The organism is Phocaeicola sp. GP0067 (genome assembly GCF_031119655.1).
GTDB lineage: Bacteria > Bacteroidota > Bacteroidia > Bacteroidales > Bacteroidaceae > Phocaeicola > Phocaeicola vulgatus.
The window spans coordinates 14,979-37,382 of record NZ_JAVHZY010000038.1; the positions used below are offsets into that span (position 1 = coordinate 14,979).

At 41.1% G+C, this 22,404-nt stretch carries 16 protein-coding genes, 1 tRNA gene and 4 riboswitches; of the genes, 6 read left to right on the forward strand and 11 right to left on the reverse strand.

What is annotated here, in order from left to right:
* Window positions 1-50: 50 nt before the first annotated feature.
* The 9 genes from RE317_RS19325 to RE317_RS19365 all read right to left on the reverse strand — a co-directional run bounded on the left by RE317_RS19325 (window position 51) and on the right by RE317_RS19365 (window position 9,149).
* On the reverse strand, window positions 51-1,079 hold the full coding sequence (locus RE317_RS19325; RefSeq protein ID WP_117873754.1) for a hypothetical protein: 1,029 nt from the start codon (window positions 1,077-1,079) through the stop codon (window positions 51-53).
* A 240-nt stretch (window positions 1,080-1,319) separates the two neighbouring features.
* Window positions 1,320-2,312 carry a hypothetical protein gene (locus tag RE317_RS19330; protein WP_165859767.1) on the reverse strand — a complete coding sequence of 331 codons (993 nt, stop codon included), beginning with the start codon at window positions 2,310-2,312 and terminating at the stop codon, window positions 1,320-1,322.
* Between the two features lie 77 nt (window positions 2,313-2,389).
* A complete protein-coding gene (locus RE317_RS19335) occupies window positions 2,390-3,604 on the reverse strand; it encodes a site-specific integrase (RefSeq protein WP_117873777.1) in 1,215 nt (404 codons plus the stop codon).
* 129 nt (window positions 3,605-3,733) lie between these two features.
* Window positions 3,734-3,806 (reverse strand) — tRNA-Gly (locus tag RE317_RS19340).
* A gap of 35 nt (window positions 3,807-3,841) precedes the next feature.
* Window positions 3,842-4,774, reverse strand: coding sequence for an adenosylcobinamide-phosphate synthase CbiB (cbiB, locus tag RE317_RS19345; RefSeq protein WP_008668725.1), 933 nt, complete (start codon window positions 4,772-4,774; stop codon window positions 3,842-3,844).
* Complete coding sequence (locus RE317_RS19350; protein ID WP_008668723.1) at window positions 4,756-5,766, reverse strand: threonine-phosphate decarboxylase; 1,011 nt, start codon at window positions 5,764-5,766, stop codon at window positions 4,756-4,758. The genes cbiB and RE317_RS19350 overlap by 19 nt, the downstream gene beginning before the upstream one ends.
* Entirely contained in the window at window positions 5,759-7,249 is a 1,491-nt protein-coding gene (locus RE317_RS19355; protein ID WP_008668720.1) for a cobyric acid synthase, read from the reverse strand. Before RE317_RS19355 ends, RE317_RS19350 begins: the two co-directional genes overlap by 8 nt.
* The gene (locus RE317_RS19360) at window positions 7,249-7,824 is read right to left on the reverse strand and encodes a cob(I)yrinic acid a,c-diamide adenosyltransferase (RefSeq protein WP_008668718.1); all 576 of its coding nucleotides are present in this window, start codon (window positions 7,822-7,824) and stop codon (window positions 7,249-7,251) included. The genes RE317_RS19355 and RE317_RS19360 overlap by 1 nt, the downstream gene beginning before the upstream one ends.
* Window positions 7,821-9,149, reverse strand: a complete 1,329-nt coding sequence (locus tag RE317_RS19365) for a cobyrinate a,c-diamide synthase (protein ID WP_005846475.1) — start codon at window positions 9,147-9,149, stop codon at window positions 7,821-7,823. Before RE317_RS19365 ends, RE317_RS19360 begins: the two co-directional genes overlap by 4 nt.
* Before the next feature lie 235 nt (window positions 9,150-9,384).
* Here RE317_RS19365 and RE317_RS19370 point away from each other — a divergent pair, with 235 nt between their 5' ends.
* The 4 genes from RE317_RS19370 (at window position 9,385) to RE317_RS19385 (ending at window position 17,305) form a co-directional block, all read left to right on the forward strand.
* A complete protein-coding gene (locus RE317_RS19370; RefSeq protein WP_005846477.1) occupies window positions 9,385-11,073 on the forward strand; it encodes a putative transporter in 1,689 nt (562 codons plus the stop codon).
* 133 nt (window positions 11,074-11,206) lie between these two features.
* Window positions 11,207-11,413: riboswitch (cobalamin riboswitch) on the forward strand.
* Window positions 11,414-11,465: 52 nt separating this feature from the next.
* On the forward strand, window positions 11,466-13,643 hold the full coding sequence (locus RE317_RS19375) for a TonB-dependent receptor (protein ID WP_057280798.1): 2,178 nt from the start codon (window positions 11,466-11,468) through the stop codon (window positions 13,641-13,643).
* 40 nt (window positions 13,644-13,683) lie between these two features.
* A riboswitch (cobalamin riboswitch) is annotated at window positions 13,684-13,883 on the forward strand.
* 131 nt (window positions 13,884-14,014) lie between these two features.
* Window positions 14,015-16,075 carry a TonB-dependent siderophore receptor gene (locus RE317_RS19380; RefSeq protein WP_057280797.1) on the forward strand — a complete coding sequence of 687 codons (2,061 nt, stop codon included), beginning with the start codon at window positions 14,015-14,017 and terminating at the stop codon, window positions 16,073-16,075.
* 33 nt (window positions 16,076-16,108) lie between these two features.
* Window positions 16,109-17,305 (forward strand): sirohydrochlorin cobaltochelatase, encoded by a 1,197-nt coding sequence (locus RE317_RS19385; RefSeq protein ID WP_038609600.1) that lies wholly within the window; start codon window positions 16,109-16,111, stop codon window positions 17,303-17,305.
* 49 nt (window positions 17,306-17,354) lie between these two features.
* Here the strand turns inward: RE317_RS19385 and nrdG are convergent, their stop codons facing one another.
* Both nrdG and nrdD read right to left on the reverse strand, forming a co-directional pair.
* Window positions 17,355-17,822 carry an anaerobic ribonucleoside-triphosphate reductase activating protein gene (nrdG, locus tag RE317_RS19390; RefSeq protein ID WP_005846488.1) on the reverse strand — a complete coding sequence of 156 codons (468 nt, stop codon included), beginning with the start codon at window positions 17,820-17,822 and terminating at the stop codon, window positions 17,355-17,357.
* Window positions 17,806-19,899 (reverse strand): anaerobic ribonucleoside-triphosphate reductase, encoded by a 2,094-nt coding sequence (gene nrdD / locus RE317_RS19395; protein WP_005846490.1) that lies wholly within the window; start codon window positions 19,897-19,899, stop codon window positions 17,806-17,808. The genes nrdG and nrdD overlap by 17 nt, the downstream gene beginning before the upstream one ends.
* Before the next feature lie 129 nt (window positions 19,900-20,028).
* A riboswitch (cobalamin riboswitch) is annotated at window positions 20,029-20,248 on the reverse strand.
* A gap of 92 nt (window positions 20,249-20,340) precedes the next feature.
* A riboswitch (cobalamin riboswitch) is annotated at window positions 20,341-20,547 on the forward strand.
* A gap of 63 nt (window positions 20,548-20,610) precedes the next feature.
* Between nrdD and RE317_RS19400 the strand changes: the two genes are divergently transcribed.
* Both RE317_RS19400 and accC read left to right on the forward strand, forming a co-directional pair.
* Window positions 20,611-20,862: a cysteine-rich CWC family protein gene (locus RE317_RS19400; RefSeq protein ID WP_005846492.1), complete on the forward strand. Its 252-nt coding sequence runs from the start codon at window positions 20,611-20,613 to the stop codon at window positions 20,860-20,862.
* On the forward strand, window positions 20,828-22,339 hold the full coding sequence (gene accC / locus RE317_RS19405) for an acetyl-CoA carboxylase biotin carboxylase subunit (protein WP_303266281.1): 1,512 nt from the start codon (window positions 20,828-20,830) through the stop codon (window positions 22,337-22,339). The genes RE317_RS19400 and accC overlap by 35 nt, the downstream gene beginning before the upstream one ends.
* Window positions 22,340-22,404: the final 65 nt, after the last annotated feature.

Here is a 22,404-nt window from a genome sequence, read left to right on the forward strand (position 1 = left end):
ATTTGATTCAACAGAAGCCCACCTCTCATGTAGGCTTCCGTTTCAGCTTGCTATGCAGCGGTTTTTGTCTCTTTTTGACGTTGTAACGTGAGAATCCAACTTATGAGTGCTCCTGCAATACAAGCCTCTTTCTCTCCGCAATCTGCGAGTTTTGCCATTGTCACCTCACTTGACGGAATAGTTCTCAATGCTTCAATTACCATATCAAAGCTAAATTTTTCTTTCTTTAGAATGATGTTAAGTGCACGGGGAACATAACGTTTTTTAGATTCTCCTTCACCTAAGCTCTTGCATGATTCATCGTAGAGCATTTGGGCTTGTTCTTTTGTACGTCCAAGTGCCAATGTAGGTTTGGCTTTGACGCCACGCATCATTAATTTCAATGTAGCAGCTTTCATTTCTCCAGCCATGAAGCCTAACGATTGTGTGTATGTTATGCCATTTTCTATTGCAAATTCGTATGCTTCTTTTACAGCTTCATCTCCGGTAGCCAATGCTGCGATGCCCATTTCTTCTACCTTAGACGGCATACGGCTGATTAAGACTGTCTCACCTATATGCTGTGCATAGTCGGCAACGGATTCAAAATCGTGTATCTCCACATCTTCCAAAAAATCATCAATATAGATTCTTTCCGAAGTTTCGGGGGTCTCACAGTGAGTAAGAACATTTGTCGTACCTTGCTCTATCAGTTCCCCATTGTTGTCAAAAAGGTTATATCCCTCTTTCCAAAATATATCCGGCTTGCAGAAGTGGTATCTTGGCGTAAGCAGTTTATCCCTGTTTGCCGTTGTTAACATCTTATCCATTTTCTTGTCATGCCTCATCCCGTATTCTGTATGGGCTACGATAATCGTTTGCACTTCACCATTAATACGAGCTTTAACAGTGGTAGGTTTAACTCCCATGTCTTTTCCCCATGATTTAAGTTCATTACTTGCTGCATTTGCAGCGTTTCCATTCTCAGATATTTCTTTCTTTTCCATGTTATTGGTATTTGATTGTTCAATACTTGCTACTTCTGTAGCGTTAACTAACTCTGTTACGGTTAAGGTCGCAGCCTTTACTTCTTTTGCCATATTTATAGACATTAGAGATTAAACATTAATATCAATTGGTAACTACCCAAGGTAATGCGCACTCACTCGTTTGTTCCCTTTTGATGATGCAAAATTAGGTAGGAATTTAGGGGTGACAAAGGAATTTGCCGAATGCCCATGTGTGTAGAAAACGTGCCCATTCCAGTACGCAAAAAAAATGCGTACCAAAAAGGACAGCCCTTTCAGTACGCATTTTTACTATGGTTTTATGTATGTTGTTTATGAGACTACCATGTAGTTATTAGCTATAACAGACGGAAATATCTCGTTCTTGTATCTTCTAAGGAGATTGGATAACATTCTGTTCTTGTTGCCCTCTAAATCGTATTCTTCATTATACCTCTTGCCATCATAGCCAACTGTATAGATAAGCCTTGAAACAAGCATCATCTTGTCTTTAGATACCTTTACCTTTTTATTGGGTATGGTGGTAGCCTTTCTTCTCTCAATGAAGAACAGAAACATATCCGTAAACTTCCACTTCTTATAAGATATGTCAAGACTGAACTTGTCCGTAAAGCTGATTTTTGACGATAAGTCATTTCTGATAAAGCCCTCCAAACCTATATCATTTAATTGTTTAATCATAGCTTCTCTGTCTTGTTCACTATGTATAATATCGCTATATGTATTGACAAAATGCTGCAAGGCTGCTTGAATGATTCTGATTGTGCCCTCTCTTTCAATAACATAGCTTTTCTTATTGTCCTTCTTTAAGGTGATGCTTGTAGCTTCCAGCAGATTGGCATGAAAATAGCTAAAGTCCTCCAATACAGACTTGTTCAATGCAGGTGCATTTGTGCCAATATCCTCTATAAAATCATATATGAACAGAAGTAGATACCAAAACTTACTAACGTCTAACTTATACGCTTCAATGGTATTCTGTAAATCTTCGTTGGTCAGAAATTTCTCTTTGAAAGAATCATCCAGCTTTCTGTATTCTCGTTTCTTGTATTCTTCCAAAGTTCCTTTGAAAGTTCTCATTTCTTGTGTTCTCTCGTATCTTTCTTCAACGGATAAGTTTCTTTCTGCATATCTGTTGGCGAATATGGCAGGTGCAGCGGACATATCTTCATAATCGGGCAGGAAATGGTTGGCTACTTCCCACACGTATTCTAATAGAGGTTCATTTAGACATTTGTAACTTTCATGCCAAGCCACTTTCAAATCGGGCAATTCTTTTATCTGATGCAGTTCTTCTTTTGACATAGTACGGTTGTTATTAGTTATGCTGCAAAATAAAAGAAAAGTCTGCAATCTTTTGCGGATTACAGACTTCTTTTTCGTTATAGCAGGTTCTTCATGGCTTCATCTACTTGCTCGTTATCGAAACTATCTAAGTATATTTGAGTGGTGGCTAAGTCTGAATGACCCAATGCTTCACTTATCAATGCGATGTTTACTCCCGATTTCTTTAGGACACTTGCGAATGAGTGCCGGGCGACATAGGTTGTCAAGTTGGCTTCAACTCCAAGCTGTGCGGCAAGTAGTTTTAGATTCTTATTGACCTTTCCTAATATCTTATGTATTCTATTCTGTTTTTGTAGGGCGGTCTTATGTATCTTACTGTCTAAAATCGGAAACAGATAGCCTTTACTTTCTTTTGAATACTTTTCGATTATCTGCATGGCTTCTTGTGGTATTCCTATTTTAATCAGTTTCTTTGTTTTTTGACGAATATAGTGTAATCTGCCATTCTGAATATTCTCGTTTGTTAGATTAGCTATATCTGTGAAGTTGATTCCACCGCATAGATAACTGAACACGAATATGTCTTTACTCAACTCCATATACTGTTGCTTTCCGATGGGCTGCACTTCTGTTGTGAATTTCAGCACGTCTGTTTTGGCAATGGCTCTCTTTTGGGTAGTGGTATCGAATTTGTTAATCTTGTAATCATCAAACGGATAATCGGACTTTCGGGCACACTTTGCTTTGATAGCTTTATTGTATGCACTACGGAGCGTGCGAAAAAGTAGGCTGATTGTAGTTTCTCTATTACCTTTGGAGCGTAGCCACTTCTCATACTTGTTAAGCCAAGCAATATCTATTTCATTAAATGGAATATCCAATTTCCCATTAGTGAAAACTTTGAGTGAATTGAATGAGCCTTTATAGATAAGACGGTTTCCACATTTATCCCCCCGTGTGTATTGCTCTATAAGTTCCTTGTAGAACATACTGACTGTTTTTAGCTCAAACTTTGTATTCCCATTATTGAGTAAAGTGGTGGTAGTGTATTCTTTTTGTTCGCTGTTTAGTTCCAACATGCGTTGTTGTAGCTCCCTTTGTTTATCCAAGATAATCTTTTGGATATATTCTTTATTAGGGCAGTTAGGCTTAGGTTTGTTTCGTGTGAAGTCCCAATATTTAGGATTGATGGATATGCCTAAACTTTGGTATTTACGCTTTCCTCCTTTAGATACTTGGAGCATCAATGGATTTTCACCATTGGATAATGTCTTAGATTTGTAGCAAACTACTGAAACACAGGCATTCATAATGAATTTTCGGTTTACATCTTGGTTTACATGCACCCTCTGAAACCACCCGAAAATAGACTTTCCGTAACCTGCTAAAAGCAGAAAACCTCGATAGCTAATCTATTAACTATCAAGGCTTTCATTATGAGCGGCAAGCGAGACTCGAACTCGTGACCCTCAGCTTGGGAAGCTGATGCTCTACCAACTGAGCTACTGCCGCATCTCTAAAACGGAAACAAAAGTAATATATATTTTTCAACCGACCAAATATAAGCAAACAATATTTACTATAACCATCAAGATTTCTGCTCTCCTGTTTATATCGACAGCTTTATGCATATCCTGTGTATGGATAAACCGATCCTTATCTCCAATAAAAGGTTTATAGACTATCTCTCCAAAATAAACATGAGGACCTCCAAAACGGCAATTCAAGATACCTGCTAAAGCAGACTCCGGATAACCTGAATTAGGACTCGCATGCCGGTTACCATATTTACCTACAAATCTCAGCAAACCGGGACGCCCTGCACACAGCACCATTAAAAATGCAGTTAGACGAGCCGGAATATAGTTCGCCATATCATCAATATGTGCAGCGACACAACCAAACTGAAGATAACGTTCATTCCTATAGCCTATCATAGAGTCAAGCGTATTAACCATCTTATAAGCAAGCATACCGGGAACTCCCAAAAGCAAATACCAGAATAATGGAGCAATAACCCCATCACTCAAATTCTCAGCCAATGTTTCCAAAGCAGCCGTACGCACTTCCTGATCTGTCAGTTCCGAAGTATCACGCCCTACAATACGGGAAACCTGCTTTCTTCCTTCCTCCAAAGAATGATCCGCAGCCAAAAAAACCTGCCTTACTTCGTTGATAAGTGTAGTTCCTGCCAAACAATAGAAAACAAGCACAGCAGAGAGAATAATACCCAACCAACGGTTTAGCACAAACAGATAATGCAATACCAAAACAGATCCTGCATACACTAGCAAAATAAGCATAATGGCCGCCACCCCTCCTTTCAACATCCGATGTGTCCCACAGTTCCATCGTTTCTCACAAAAAGAGATCAGCTTCCCGAATCCTACCACTGGATGCGGCAATCCTATCGGATCCCCAAGCAATTTATCTAATATCCATCCTATCAACAACGGAAGAATTAATACATATATGTCCATTTCTTTATACTTTCTACCAGTTTGTCATTTTCTTCCGGAGTTTGTGTAGCAATACGGAAGAAGTGTTCATTCAGCCCTTCAAAATTGGATGCGTCACGAATAAGAATTCCCTGCTCTGTTGCCAGATATTCTTTCAAAGCCGCCGCCTTTCCCATCCGCAATTGAACTAACATATAGTGAGTATCCGATGGCCAGATCTCCATTCCCCCTATTGAAAGTAAAGATTGAACTAATCTCTCTTTTTCCCTCAATAACAAAGAGATATCTATATCATATTGAGAAGAAGACAATAAATAATGCCCGGCCTCTATAGCCAACTGATTAACAGACCAAGGCATCCGCTGTGTCCGGATTTCATGTAGCAGTTCTTTACATGCAGTGATATATCCTAAACGCAAGCCGGGCACGGCAAAACGTTTTGTCATGGAATGCAACAGAATAACATTCGGAAATTCCGCAGCCTCCTTGGCTGTAAGCAAAGCCTTCTGTGTAAAGAATTCATACGACTGGTCCATGATAAAAATACGCTGCGGATTTTGTTTTATACAGGCTGTCAAGACTTCCTTCTCCCTAACCTCTCCTGTGGGATTATTAGGATTACATAACCATATCAACCTCCCCCTATCCGGCAAACGGTTCAAATTATATATAGGAACCACTTTATGACCATGCAGACGACAAGCATCCGCATATTCGCTGAAAGTGGGCATCAAGATAGCCGAAATCTGATTCCTGAATGTCTGAGCTATTAAATAAATGGCTTCCGTAGCCCCATTGGTCACACAAACCTCTTCAGACGAAAGATGAAACCGTTCCGCTAAAACCTTTTCCAACGAATAAGGTTCCGGTTCGGGGTACGTACGGATACTTTCCATCTGCTGAAACAAATGTTGATGTAATCCGCTATGGTCTACATGATTATATACGTTTGAACTGAAATTTATCTTTATTGCTTTATACTTATAAGCATCATCACCATGTCCTTCAATCATTCCCACTCATTATTTGGTACAACAAAGGCAGATTAAGATGACTGCGTACATGCTCTGCCAATTTATCATATTGTTCTTCTTTATAAGTCCGGTAATCCAACACCGTATGACACTCCAGTTTTTCTGCGTATGGTTCCAGCAAATAATCTATAAATGCCTGATTATCCAATATTCCATGAATATAACTTCCCATACATTTTTGGTTTACAAAACAACCGTCCTCTCCACCGTCTTCCAGTCTATTCAAAGGAACTACAGACACCCCCGGAACCGGGCGGGTTTCTCCCATGTGTATTTCATATCCTTGGCAAGTTTCCGCATTCTCAAGAAAATGAAAATTCACCTGCCGCGTCACCTTCTCCCCTTGCATCGTAGTAATGACGGGAAGCAGTCCCAGTCCCGGCAATTGACGGATCTCTCCCTCCACTCCTTCCGGATCGTGAATCTCAAGTCCCATCAATTGGTATCCCCCACAAATTCCCATTACAGTAACCCCTTCCCTATGCGCACGTAGGACAGCTTGCGCCACCCCGTTCCGTCTCAACTCATACAAGTCATCCAAAGTGCTTTTGCTGCCAGGAAGCAGAATAATATCAGCTTTGGCCAGATCTTCCGTATTATTGGTATAATAAAGGTGCACCCGTTCATCCCGTTCCAATCTGTTGAAATCTGTAAAGTTTGAGAGATGACGCAACAGAACAACTGCTATGTTTATTTTGCCTTCCACGGCTTGCATCCGTTTATAGTCCAAGCCTACGGAATCCTCTTCCTCAATATGTATATTTCTATAATAAGGTATTATTCCCAAGACAGGAATACCACATAAATCCTCCATCATCTTCACACCAGACTCAAACAAACGGATATCCCCTCTGAATTTATTAATGATTACTCCTTTTATACGTTTCTTGTCCTCAGGAGTTTGTAACATGACCGAACCATAGACACTGGCAAATACTCCTCCCCGGTCAATATCAGCTACCAAAATCACATCCGCATCCGCATAACAGGCCATCGGCATATTCACCAAATCAGTATCCCGCAGATTTATTTCGGAAATACTCCCTGCTCCCTCCATTACAATAGGGTTATAACGTGCGGCAAGACGGTCAAAGGCTGCGTTTACCTCCTGCCTCAGCTCTTCACGTCCCTCCTTGCGAAAATACTCAAAAGCGTTACGATTACCGATGGGACGACCGTTTAATACCACTTGCGAAGTATGATCGGAACTGGGTTTCAACAACAAAGGATTCATGTCCGTATGACAAGGGACTCCAGCCGCTTCGGCCTGTACAGCTTGTGCACGCCCTATTTCCAACCCTTCCGGAGTGGCATATGAATTCAGTGCCATATTCTGTGCCTTAAAAGGTGCCGGTCGATAACCGTCCTGTTTAAAAATGCGGCATAATGCAGCAGCGATGACACTTTTGCCAACATCACTGCCTGTTCCTGCCAACATAATCGGGTGTAAATTCTTTTTCATCACTCTTTCTTCTTTCTTTTATATGCAAAGGACTGCCACTTTTCTTCCGTCCAGTTCTGTTGTTGCATCTCATAACGGGCCATAACAAAAAACAAATCGGACAGCCGGTTGATAAACCGAAGAATTATCTCCGGTAACGGATCTTGTTTATGCAAAGTCCATAATCTCCGTTCAGCCCGGCGTGCCACCGTCCTAGCAAACTGCAGCTGCGCTGATACCGGCGTTCCTCCGGGAAGGATAAAGGAACTATTATCCTCCATCTGTTCCATCAATGTATCCATTGCTTCCTCACAAAAAGAGCATAAATCATCAGGCAAGATATTAGGATTCCCTTCACGGATAGTTGATGGTGTAGCCACATGGCTCATCACTGCCATCATGTTTTTCTGAATTGAAAAAAGCAAGGATTGCCATTCGTGCTCCTGAGGTAAAAACGAACGCACAATTCCTATAACAGCATTCAACTCATCAATACATCCATTAGCTTCAATGCGGATATCATCTTTAAAAACCCGCTCTCCACCATGAATTCCTGTCATGCCCTTATCTCCGGTTCGTGTATAAATACGTTTCATACTTTCCATAATTTCAAGATATCCGTTTCCCCCCAATATAGATGAGTATATCCGGCTATCACGTTTTTATATCTATAAAGCGGGGTACTCACTTCCATTCCTCTTGCCGTAAATTGTTTTGCTACAGAAGGCATAGCGTCAGGAGCAACAACATTGGAATAATGAAATTCATGCCCGCGAAGCTCCATCCCTTTATATTCTATACGACGATACCCTAGATGAAGTCTGGCACCCACCATGGTACAATCCAAAGGCAAAATACCCGTCATGGCATATGCAGTCCCTCCCTGGCGGGCTGTCAAGGAACGGGTGAGAAACATCATACCTCCACACTCGGCCAAAATTTTCCCCCCCTCCTCTGCATAAGTTCTTAATGCTTCCATTAACTTTTTGCGCCGATGTAGTTGACGGGCGAACAATTCCGGATATCCTCCGGGTAAATAAACCAAATCAGCATCCGGCAAATCACTACCATATACAGGACTGAAATAAGTAATGCTTCCTAGCGCAGACAAGCGGTCTATGTTTTCTCTATAGATAAAGTTGAAAGCCGGATCCCGCGCTATGGCTATCTTCATCTTTTTAGCAGAAGGAGTAAAACTTTCCACCCCTGTTTCTGAACTATAAGGCAATGTATACCGACACGGGAAATTACGATGACAAATACTCAGCAGCTTATCCAAATCCACATATTTTCCAACCAATTCCGCAGCCTGTTCTATCAAGGTGTTCATGGAACGTTTGGCTGTCAATGTCAAACCCAAGTGCCGGGATGGAATTTTCAACCCTTCTGTCATAGGCAGATATCCCAAACATTCCACTCCTGCATCAACACAAGCCTCACGTAAATAAGCGAAATGAGAAGGAGATGACACTTGATTGAAAACAATACCTGCAATCTTCACAGCCGGATTAAAATGCTTGAAACCATAAATTAACGGAGCCACAGAATAAGCTGTAGAACGCGCACTTACTATAAGCACTACAGGGATATTCAACAATCTGGCTATTTCAGCACTACTTCCCTGCATTCTTTGATAACCGTCAAACAATCCCATCACTCCTTCGGTTACACATACATCGGCTCCATCTCCATATTTATTATACAGATGTTGTACATGGGTATTTGATGCCATCCAAGTATCCAAATTCACCGACTCATGGTCAGCAGCCAGCGTATGAAATTGTGTATCAATATAATCAGGACCACATTTAAAAGGCTGTACCCGCAGACCTCGTTTGTGCAATGCCCGCAGCAGCCCCATCGTAAAAGTCGTTTTTCCGCTTCCCGATGTAGCGGCCCCTATGAGTAATTGTGGCTTCATTCTTTAGTATTTCTTTAAAAACGGATACAAAGATAGTGCAAATTGCAAATTATCGAAATTAGAATAACAGATTAATTCATAATTCCGACATATCAAGTAAATATCCTTAGAAAGCAATTAAAGTTTTATGGTTTATCAATTAAATAAGCTACCTTTGCAGTCATTTTTGCCAGAATGACAGCTATACAACAATGATAAAATTGATACTATAAATAATTAAACTAGATAATGAATTATGGAACTTTTTAGAAATCTCTTTGAAGGGTACCCTAATTTATGGGGCGGCGGAGTAGCACATTCCGTACTTATTCTTTCACTGGTCATTGCTTTCGGCATCATGTTAGGAAAAATAAAAGTGGCAGGTATCTCATTGGGAGTAACCTGGATACTTTTTGTAGGAATTGTATTCGGTCATTTCAATCTGAACCTGGACGAACATCTGTTGCATTTCTTAAAGGAGTTCGGTCTGATATTATTTGTCTACTCAGTCGGACTACAAGTGGGTCCCGGTTTCTTCTCAGCATTCAAGAAAGGAGGATTCACACTGAACCTGCTTGCCATGATGGTTGTATTTTTAGGTGTGACCATCACCATTATACTCCATTTCATAACAGGTGTCCCCATTACCACAATGGTAGGAATTCTTTCTGGAGCTGTAACCAATACCCCGGGACTAGGTGCCGCACAGCAAGCAAACAGTGATCTGAATGGTATAGACGCTCCCGAAATAGCACTGGGATATGCCGTAGCCTATCCATTGGGAGTAGTAGGGTGTATTCTCTCCCTGCTGGCATTGAAATATATCCTGCGCATCAACACAAAAACCGAAGAAGCCGATGCGGAACGGGGATTGGGGCATCTACAAGAACTGACTGTACGCCCTATCTCACTAGAAATACGCAATGAAGCCGTAGAAGGTAAAACAATAAAAGAAATCAAGCCATTGGTAAACCGTGATTTTGTGATTTCACGCATACGGCATTGTGACGGAGACAGACAAACAGAACTGGTGAACTCCACTACAGTATTTCACATACACGATGAGATTCTTGTTATCGCCAATCCGATAGATGTAGAAGCTATCACTGTCTTTTTTGGAAAACAAGTGAATGTGGAATGGGATTTCCAAAACAAACAACTTATCTCCAGAAAAATTCTGATCACCAAGCCTGAATTGAACGGTAAGACATTGGCCCAACTAAAAATCAGGAATAACTTCGGAGCAAGCATTACCCGTGTAAACCGTTCGGGTGTAGACCTTGTGGCCACTCCCAACCTGCAATTGCAAATGGGTGACCGGGTGAAGATTGTGGGTAGCGAACTAGCTGTAGCCCATGCCGAAAAGATTCTAGGTAATTCCATGAAACGTTTGAATCATCCCAACCTGATCCCTATTTTCTTAGGCATCGCATTAGGGTGTATTCTAGGAAGCACTCCTTTTTTATTCCCCGGTATCCCCCAACCGGTAAAACTGGGACTGGCAGGAGGCCCCCTTATCGTATCCATCCTGATAAGCCGTTTCGGACCACATTATAAACTGATAACCTATACCACCATAAGTGCCAATTTGATGGTACGTGAAATCGGTATCTCGCTTTTCCTTGCTTGCGTAGGATTAGGAGCCGGCAAAGGATTCATCGAAACAATCATTAACGAGGGTGGATATGTATGGATAGCATACGGCGCCATTATTACGCTGCTGCCTTTACTGATTGTAGGTATAATAGGACGATATGTTTATAAACTGAACTATTACACCTTGATCGGAGTATTGTCCGGAGCCACCACCAATCCGCCCGCATTAGCCTACTCCAATGATTTGACCTCTTGTGACGCTCCGGCAGTGGGTTATGCCACCGTTTATCCGCTTACCATGTTTTTACGTGTACTCACAGCACAAATATTAATATTGGCACTTGCCTGATCCCGCCAGAATTATTGCAAATTCATATTACCGTAGGAGTGAATCTAATTCACTCCTACGGTTCAAAATCCCCCACCTCTTTCAAAAGCAACCATTTTTTCATTAATCTTAAAACATATATAAAATAATTGCCTACCTTTGTGCCCGATTTGGTGATATAGGCAGCCTTTCTCTGCCTGTATAAAAGGGAATTCGGTTATAGAATCCGAAGCAGTGCCCGCTACTGTGAAACCCGTCTGATGAAAAGCAATTCTCACCAAGCCACTGTTTCTTTTGCCAGAAATGGGAAGGCGCTTTTCAGGGTGAAGCCAGGAAACCTGCCAAGTCCGAACATAGATAATCATGCTCTCCCGGGGTCAGGAAAGTGAATTATTAATCCTTAAATTCTTTCGATGAAAGTAAAGTTATTATTGACAGCAATTACTTTAAGCTGTCTGGCTATTGACGTACTGGCACAAGTCAGTATCAGTGGAAAGATTGTGAGTGCCGATACCAACGAACCTGTAGTGGGAGCTAATATCCGTATCGATCAAAGCCTTTCAGGATGCACCACAAATGATAAAGGCGAGTTTTCCATCAGCAATCTCCCTGATGGGAAACACGTATTAAGAATCACGCATGTCAGTTACACACCCAAGTCCATCACGACAAAAGGAGGTGAAAAGAATCTTCTTATCAAGCTACAAGACAGTTTTACCAATATAGGCCAGGTAGTAGTAACCGGTACAGGAACACACCACCGCATGACGGACAGCCCCGTGCCTGTTTCCGTTATCACTGCAAAGGATTTAAGTAATGCCAGTGTAACATCGCTGGACGAGGCCTTACAAAAGCTGACCCCGTCTTTCTCAAGTATGACCAACGGCATGGGGACAACATTGAGTCTGAATGGATTGCCTGATGATTATTTCATTTTTCTGGAAAATGGCAAACGCCTGTATGGAGATGACACCTATGCTCGAATCAATGTTGCCAAAATCAAACGTATTGAAATATTGAACGGCGCTTCTTCCGCTCTTTACGGAACAAATGCTATCGGAGGAGTTATCAACATCATTACTGATGATGTAAAAAATGCTATCAATGTTTCCAGCGATACCCGTTATGCCAGTAAAGGACGTTTTACCCAGTCCGTAAACATAGATGTCAATACCGGCAAGTTCGGCTCCTACACCTCTTATCGCCGTCAGCAGGCCGAAGGATGGCAACTGAATCCATATGAGGAAAACTCCAAAACTCATGAATTGGAAGAAACCGGGAAAGTAGCTTCTACAGGCTTCTATGCAAATACTGTCAATCAAAAATTCACTTTCGATGCTACCGACAAACTCTCCTTTTATGCCCGCGGCGGATATTATGACAACAAGACACGCCGCCCTTATGAAGCATACGACTACAACATATTGCATGAAACCTTTAATTATGGCATTGGTGCCCAATACATGATAAATAAAGGGAATTATATTACCGCAGACTGTTACGCCGATCATTTTTCTTCCTCTTATTGTTTTTTTAAAGACAATAAAACCTATAATGGAAAAGCAGGTGAAGAGCAAGTGCGAAAACGGACCCGTAATCACAATCTTAGCATAAAAGGTATCTTTAAATTAGGTAACCGGCACAAACTTTCAGTCGGCACAGAATATATCGTTGATGTCTTGAAAAGTCAAACAGACAATATAGCCAAAGAAGATGCTTATACACTGGCCTTGTTTGCACAAGATGAAATAAAGTTACTGAGAAACCTACAGGCTTTGATTGGTGTACGTTACATTTATCATGAAAATTTCAAAAATCATGCCACTCCCAATGTAGCACTGATGTATAAACCCGGCAAATTCAATTTCCGTGCCTCCTATGCAGCAGGTTTCCGAACTCCTACCCTATCTGAACTCTATGCCACTGACATAGCTAAAAAAAATGACAGGTTGACAATAGGTAATTTGGATTTAAAGCCGGAAAAGAATAATTATTTCTCATTGAGTGCAGAGTATGTACATGAGCGTTTTTCAGTATCAGTCAATGCTTTTTATAATAATATTCGTGACATGATAGATTATAATACGATTGCCACAGGAGATAAAGCTATGGAGCAATATGGTCATAAGGAAGTTCGTCAACGTGATAATATAGCGGAGGCTAAAGTCCACGGAATCAATGTATCCGCCAATGCATACCTAGGTGCCGGGTTCAATTTAAGCGGAGGATACACTCATCTTAATACCCAAGATGTGGAATTGGAACAACCCATCGACAAAAGTATAAAAAACGCATACAATATCAATGCCCAATGGGCGCATTCATGGAAAATATATCGGTTGAATATAAATTTGAACGGCCGTTTCAACAGCAAGCGTTTCTCTAAAAGTTACGGTTATGCTCCCGAGTATCAATTGTGGGATTTAAACACACGCCATTCTTTCAACTTAAAATCTGTAATCATCGAACCCGGATGCGGCATGGAAAACCTGTTCGATTATATGGATGACCGTCCTTATAACAGCAATTATGCGACACTTACCCCCGGACGTTCATTCTACATCAGTCTGTCTTTAAAATTTAAAAGCTAAAAAATCAAAGACTTATCGAAGATAATATAAAATAAACCTCTATCTTTGCAACGGAATTAGTAATCGGGCTATCACATAGCCCGATGCAAGGGAACTCGGTGTAAATCCGGGGCTGTACCTGCAGCTGTAAATCCTCATGATGTTGATTGGATAGTCTAAAACCACTGTTTCATTTGAAGAAATGGGAAGGTTTCCAATCAGAGGAAAGCCAGAATACCTGCTAAGTCTGTTGAACAATAAACACCAAGCTTCCAGGATTAGAAGTATGTGTCCATTCGAACAAGCGTTTTCCAACGTCTATTCCTTTGTGGCATTCCTCTTTATCAGAGGGAAACTTGATGTTTTATTTTGCAAATTAAATAAAACACAATATGAGGTATTTACTTCCTGCTATTCTACTATTAGGTACACAAATTGCAAGTGCCCAAAGTATTCTCAAAGATAAAGACGATAAAGAATTGTCCGTATTACTGAATGAAGTGGTCATCACGGGTACAGGTACTGAACATTATCTGAAAGATGCTCCCGTACAGACTGAAGTCATAACCAGCAAAGCTTTGGAACAATATCAGGCACGCAGTATAGACGATTTGCTCAGTGGTCTTAGTCCTTCATTGACCTTTCATGATGGTGATATGGGGAGCCATATCCAACTAAACGGATTGAACAATGACTATATCCTGATCATGATAAATGGAAAAAGAATGAATGGCGATGTAGGAGGGCAAAACGACTTGAATCAATTAAATCCAGCTAATATAGAACGCATAGAGATTGTAAAAGGGGCCGCTTCTTCACTTTATGGCAGTGACGCAATAGCCGGAGTTATCAATATCATAACCAAACGTAACCGTGAAAAAATGGAGCTCACCAATACATCCCGCATAGGTGAATATGGTGATATACGTCAAAGTACCAGTTTCGGCTTTAATTATGGAAAGATAAAATCTGTAACCGGAATCAACTTCCGGCATACCGATGGCTGGCGGAATACAGACCTACAGTGGGATCAGAATCAATTGAAATCCGGCTCTACTATGTTGACCGTAAACCGTTCTTCAAACTATACCCTGTCCGAGAACATTGAATGGCAAGTCAATCGCAAACTAGACCTCACTGCAGAAGGCACTTATTATGAGCGTTGGGTAATGCGTACACACGGTCCTTGGAAATATCAAGCCAACGATTTTTATTATCGCAACTACACATTTGCAGTAGGAAGTAAATATAAATTAGGAAAACGGAATTATCTGACTGCAGACCTCTCGTATGGCAGATACGGCTACTTCTATGACTATAAGCTAAACGAGCATACTGATTATTTTCTAGACAATGACCGCCATGAACGTATCACCTACTTTGCCGGTCAACGTATCAAACAAAGTATTCAGAAACAAATATTAGGCCAGGTAAAAAGTGTATTTTATCTTGGAGAGGACCATATTTTAAATGCAGGAATCGAATATCAGTACAATCATTTGGAATCACCTCATCACATTGACGGTGACCGCGCTTCCGTTTATACGTTGGCAGCTTATATACAGGAGGAATGGACAGCCAGAGAAAATCTGGTTCTGACTGCCGGGGTACGAGGAACACAACACAAGGAAACAGGATTGAATTTCAGTCCGAAAATATCAGGACTTTATAAACCCGGAGAACATATTAATTTGCGTGCTTCTTATGCTTTAGGCTACAAAGCACCCACTATTAAAGAACTTTATTATAATTATACCGGCGTTATCGGAGGCGGTGCCTTGACTGCATATCATGGCAACACAGATCTAAAAGCACAAACCTCACAATATGCTTCAATCGGTATCGAGTACGTAGGGCAAAAATTCCAAGCCAGTTTAACCGGATACATGAATTATCTTCACAACATGATTGAGCTGGTTGAAATTTCCGTAACTCCCGATGAAAAGTTTCTTGAAGTAGAAAAGAGCAAACAATATAAGAATCTGACAAAGGCACGTATTTATGGTATGGATTTCACCTTCAACTATCGTCCTGCAAAATCTCTCAGCCTTGCCGGCGGATATAGTTATGCTGATCCAAAAGCGCAATATCCTAACAAAGGTATAGATTATATGAAATATCTTCCTATTGATGCTACTTCCAGCCATAATGCAAATTTAAATATCTTATGGCAACATTCATGGAAACTGTATCGTTTGGGTATCGGCATCTATGGCAGATATCAGTCTACACGCCGTTATATAAATGATAATAATGCCGACGGATTCCAAACTTGGCGTATCAACACAGCCCACTCATTATTAAAAATGAAACGGTGGTCATTAACGATGAATGCCGGGGTAGATAATGTATTTGACTATGTAGACCGTACTCCTTTCGGACGGAATCGTGCCACATCAACTCCCGGAAGAACTTTTTATGTCTCCGCCCTCATTAAATTCAAAAACAATTAATAACCAACAATTTATAAATTAATTTTTATTAGTATGAAACAATTCAAGTATTATCTGATGGCGGCTTTTGTTGCTGCCGCAACTTGCACAGGATTCAGTTCCTGTAGTGACAATGATGATGAAGAAAGTACTGTTAATCCTGCTGTGGATGTAGTAACCAGAACCAAGCAACACGACACAGCCATTTTGCTCTGTACTTTTGGCAGTACCTATAATGAGTCCCTTTCTGTTTATGATGATGTGATTGAGGATTTTAAAGCTAAATTCCCCAATACGGATATTTATATGTCATTTACTTCACGTACATGTATCGGACGTGTAGAAGCATCTACCGGCATAGCACGTTATGAATTGGACCAATGGTTGAAAGCAATAGGCGATGCAGGATACAAACGTGTGGCTGTACAATCATTGCATGTAATTCCAGGCGAAGAATATCTTTCATTAATGAATACTGATGTAAAAAAATACTTTATGATTCAATGGTATCCGCATATTGATGTATTGAAAGGTACCAACCTTCTTTCCAGTGCAGAAGATACTAAAGATGTAGCAGAGATACTTTACAAACACTATGAGTCTAAATTAGCAGGCAAGAACAACATCGTGCTTCTAATGGGACACGGTAATCCGGATGAGAATTACAATGCTAACAAAAAGTACTCTGACATGGAAAAAGCATTGCAGGAACTTGCTGCCAACAACAATATCTTTGTAGGTACTGTGGATTATGGTGACATGCTTTTCTTCCCGAAAGAAATAGAGGAAGAACCGGCTAATAGAATTCCTGTAGAAGGATTTGACAAAACCCAATATCCCGACTGTATGTACTCTAAGGTGATGAGCTATTGCGAAAAGAACGGTCTGAACCCATCAGAAGTAAATGTTTATCTTGCACCTTTCATGTCAATTGCCGGTGACCATGCCCACAACGACCTTTGGGGATTGGAAGCTATGGCCGAAGATGACGATGTAAGCAATGTGGAAATCAATACAAATGAATATAGCTGGCGTGAACGTTTGGAGAAATTAGGATTCAAAGTGGACAGAACATTCGAAAGCCACCCGATAGATCAAGCCGGAGCTGATCATGGTATTAAAGACGGATGTAATATGAAAGCCCTTGGCAGTTATCCTGAGATTCGCCAAATTTGGGTAAACCATTTATATGAAAACTGGAATGACGACAGTGCATGGGAGAATGGTGAAGACTATCAACCGGAAGCATAACCAACTTAATATATTTATCTGAAAAAGGCGGAATTTATTTCCGCCTTTTTCAGATACGCCAAAACCGATAGGTAATATCTTTCATCTCATCCCCGTATATCCGATAGAAATGCTGATTGGTATCAGGAGATTTCAAGCCACCCAATTTTTCAATATACGGTCCCAACTTTATATATTCAAAGTTCTGAACGGAAAGACCTTCCGGCAATTCATTCTTCCCCGAATACCAACCCACCTTTACCAAAGCGATAGACTGTCGGTGAAGAAATCCTGCCAACCTTTCCACTTCAAAGGGTTCGGCATCGCCTCCCATAAAACAGACGCAAGTCACCGCCTTTCCATACTTCTGTAAAAGATGCCCAAGACTTTCTTCCGTTAAAGATTCTCCTACATTTTCCAACAAATGAGGGCTATGACAGCCCTTGCACCTATTGGGACAGTTAGAGAGATTGATCGCCAGAGTGACTTCATCCGGAATTTCTTGAAATACGATGTCATAATCAACGTAACGGAGCATAATATCTTTGTGCAGCCTCCTTCTGCCTTGCCTGAGAAAAATTACTGATCCGCTTCATGTACCCGATAACACGTGTCAGATAATCCACATTCCGACTATGACATTCAGGACATTCATGCAAGTATCTCTTATCAATATGCTTACATTCATTGCAAATGGTATTCGGTATATTAAATGTAAAGTAATTACAGCCTTCTATAGCAGCTACCCGAAGTAGTTGTCTGTACTGCTCCTTACTAAGATGTTCTTCCAAATTCATGTGCAAGGCCGAGCCTCCCGTTAAATGCTTTATATAGCGGCGTCCATGCAGACGGAATTTATCGACAACATTCAACGATTTGTCTTCTACAATATAGAAATAACTGTTATAACATTCTCGGAATGTTTGGAAGCCTGCTTCTTTATCCCATTTAGCGTGCTTCACTCCTACATTCTCAGCAGGAATCATTTCGCAATTAAACAAAACATCCTTTGTACGGTACTTCCTATTATATCGTTCAATCATTCCTAAAATCTCCTGAACAAATGCTTCATACTTAGGGTTATCATTGATTTCAATACCCATAAATTGCGCTGCTTCCACCAAACCATTAACACCGATAGTTAGATACTGACGGTTCATATTGATGTAACCAGCATCAAACAAAGGCAGCATACCTTTCGACTGCAACAATTTCAGATTCTCATTATAAGCCAACTGGACTTTGTGTACCAAATCAACCACTTCTTCCAAAAAAAACGGATAAAGTATACCGGATTTCACCGCATGCTGGATGCAACGGTTCAAATTAATAGTCAGCACACTTTTTGAGCCTGTAGAAACCCCACCTGCTCCCAAAGTATAGCTGAAACCATTGTCCTGTATCTCATTGCGAAGACGGCAGCAACTACTTAAAGAATCTGCATTATCACTCATATAAGTAAAGAAAGAATGACCTTCGGAATACATTTCAGCCGTAAAGTCACCATATTCCTTATCTAATACATCACCATCTTTAGTCAAAAGCGCCATTGTTTCTACAGGAAATGTTAAAACAGTACGTGTACGCTCTTTATTAAACCATTTCATGAAACGTTTCTGCAACCAACTTAGTGAATTCCAGTCAGGTTGGCTTCCATCGGGAAAAAAGAAGTTACCAAAAAGACTTTCAAAATAATATTTGTCATAGTAAGCTACATTCCAAAAGACGGCTTGAAAATTACGCGCCCCTGTAGGCTGGTTAATAGAATATACTATTTGCTCGAAACAGTCTGTAATGATTTTGTCTATTGTTCTTTGTTTGGTAGATAAATCAACAATCTTATCGGGATACTTATAATATTCCTGCCCATATTCCAAACCAATGAAATAATTCATATACATCAAAAACTCTGGAGTAGCACAGGCACCACTTAACATACTGGATACAATAAAAACCATATTGACAAATCCACCACAAAAAGATTTCAAGTTAGTAGGAGCCGTAGAGTTCCCTCCCACTGCTATCGTACCATTATTCAACCAAGGATACATAGTAATGCTGGCACAATAATTAGCCAGATTAGTTTCATCATTTTTATAAATAAAATGATGATTCAGAAGTTCCAAATAACGATCGGACAATTCCTTTCCATACATGTCTTTCAAACGGTCAGTCAACAGACGACGGTTGAGACGAATAAAATTTGATTTGGGTAACTCTCCTATCAGCGTAGCAATATTCTTATTCTCCACATTGGCATTCGCATCATATTTACTGCCGGTTGCCGGATTGGAAGCGTCACAATAGTCAAGCAAAAACTTCAGTTTATCTCTCACCTCACGATCCTCCAAATGTTTCTGACGATACAGCATATACGCCTTGGCAACACTGTAATAATGTTCAGCCATCAGGGCCACCTCCACCTGATTCTGGATTTCTTCCACATTCATTCCATCACTGACACTAACGCGACTCAATACAGTAGTAATCACATCCTGGGTAGCAAAACTTCCTACTGACAAAAATGCTTTGGCTATTGCATTTTTAATTTTATCAAGAGAGAAAGTTTCTTTTTTACCATCTCTCTTAATAATAAATACCTCTGAATTAATCATACTTATAAATTAAGGTTATACAAAACACACATTATTCAATATAAGTCTTTCACACACGACAATTCATGGAAACCAGTAATAAAAAGGATCAGTATGATTCGTTCTATCGCCTTTCACCCGAAAGCCATGAATGATATAAACAATAACGGCAGGTCTTCTGACTTGTTTCCGTTGTAGCGCCTTCCCGGTTTTCACAATAACCAGTGGCTAAGAATGTCACAACACTTCCCCACACTATGGGAGGATAAAACTTACAGCTACGGGGATAGTTCCTGATTTGCACAGGATTCCCTTTTAATTCCGTTTCGCGCCAACGGCTAATCCGGAAACCGATATTACTGACAAAGTTAGGAATTAAATCAATAAAACAACTGGAAAAAGAAAAAAAACTTCAAGCAACACTTTTTTCATCTTTTCCGCTTCGTTTAATTATAAAATCCATTATCTTTGCCCCGAATTGGTTTCGGATAGTCTATCTGCTATTCGGATTAAAAGGGAATCGGGTGCAAATCCCGGACAGTCCCGCTGCTGTGAAACTCTGCTGGAATCTTGAAAAATACCTTTGCCACTGATGTGACAATCCTCACATCGGGAAGGCTTCAAGATAAGGAGTCAGTCAGAAGACCTGCCATTCATTAAAGGCTGTTTTTACTCGTGGGATTAGGAAAGCAGTACGAAAGAAAATAAGAAAATAAAAAATTTACGGGAGGAATGCCTATGAAAAAGGTATGTCCACGTTGTGGTGCAACATTTGATTGTATGCACAATGATATTTTATCGTGTCATTGCGCAACTGTCCGACTGGATGCTCTGCAACGCACCTATTTAATGGAGAATTATTCCGATTGCCTGTGCCATGACTGCCTGAAAGCCGTCAAGGACAGTTTCTATGCCTGCGAAATTAACCCCCGTTATAATAAGAAGAAAAATGATAAAGAAAGTATTGATTGCAAACAGAGGTGAAATAGCCTTACGTGTAATGCGTTCCTGCCGAGAAAAGGGCATACGGACCGTTGCTGTCTTTTCAGAAGCCGACCGCACTTCTCATCATGTGATGTATGCTGACGAGGCCTATCTTATAGGTCCTGCTATAGCCAGGGAAAGCTATTTAAATATAGAAAAAGTAATAGAGACTGCCAAACGATGCAAAGCCGATGCCATTCATCCCGGTTATGGTTTTTTGTCCGAGAATGCTGATTTTGCCCGCCGGTGCAAAGAGGAGGGGATCATCTTTATCGGCCCTGCCGCCGAGACGATGGAAGCGATGGGTGACAAGATTGCCGCCCGTAAGCGTATGATTGCCGCAGGTGTTCCCGTGGTCCCCGGTACGGAACAGCCGTTGCAAAGTGCCGAAGAGGCGGTACGTATCTGTAATGAAATAGGCTATCCTGTCATGTTGAAGGCTTCTATGGGAGGCGGCGGTAAAGGGATGAGGCTGATACACAGTGAAGATGAAGTGGTGGAGGCATATAACACCGCCCGTTCCGAGTCCATGTCTTCTTTCGGGGATGATACGGTTTATCTGGAAAAATTTGTGGAGGAACCCCATCATATAGAATTTCAAATTCTGGGTGACAATCATGGCAATGTAATCCATCTGTTTGACCGCGAGTGTTCTGTCCAGCGTCGCAACCAGAAGATTGTAGAGGAGAGCCCGTCTCCGTTCCTTACTCCGGAACTCCGCCAGGAGATGGGGGAAAAGGCAGTGGCTGCCGCCAGGGCGGTGAACTATTCGGGAGCCGGAACTATCGAGTTTCTGGTGGACAAGAACCGCGATTTCTATTTTCTGGAGATGAACACCCGTTTGCAGGTGGAGCATCCCATCACCGAAGAAGTGGTGGGCGTGGATCTGGTAAAAGAACAAATCCGTATAGCCAATAACGAGGTGCTGCACCTGAAGCAAGAAGAACTTTTCCAGCGCGGTCATGCCATCGAATGTCGTATCTGTGCGGAAGACACGGAGAACAACTTCATGCCTTCGCCGGGTATCATCAAACAGCTGACGGAGCCTAACGGCATCGGCGTACGCATTGACAGCTACGTTTACGAAGGTTACGAGATTCCCATCTATTACGACCCGATGATAGGCAAGCTGATTGTATGGGCTACGACCCGCCAATATGCCATAGAACGTATGCGCCGGGTACTTTACGAGTACAAGATTACGGGCCTGAAGACCAACCTCAGTTATCTGAAACGCATCATGCATACCCCCGACTTTGTAAAGGGTGAGTATAATACCTTGTTCATAGAGAAGAACTCGCGTATGCTGCTCCGTGGCAACGGTAATAATGAGGAGATTGAGAATATCACCATGATCGCCTCTTATATTGACTATCTGATGAATCTGGAAGAGAACAAGAGTCCCCAGCTGTCTGATGCCCGTCTCATCAGCCGCTGGCGTGAGTTCGGCTTGCAGAAAGGAGTATTGAGAATCTGATTCTTCATTTAATTAAGCAAAAGTATGGAAATACATATTGGAGACCGCGTAGCCGATGTGACGTT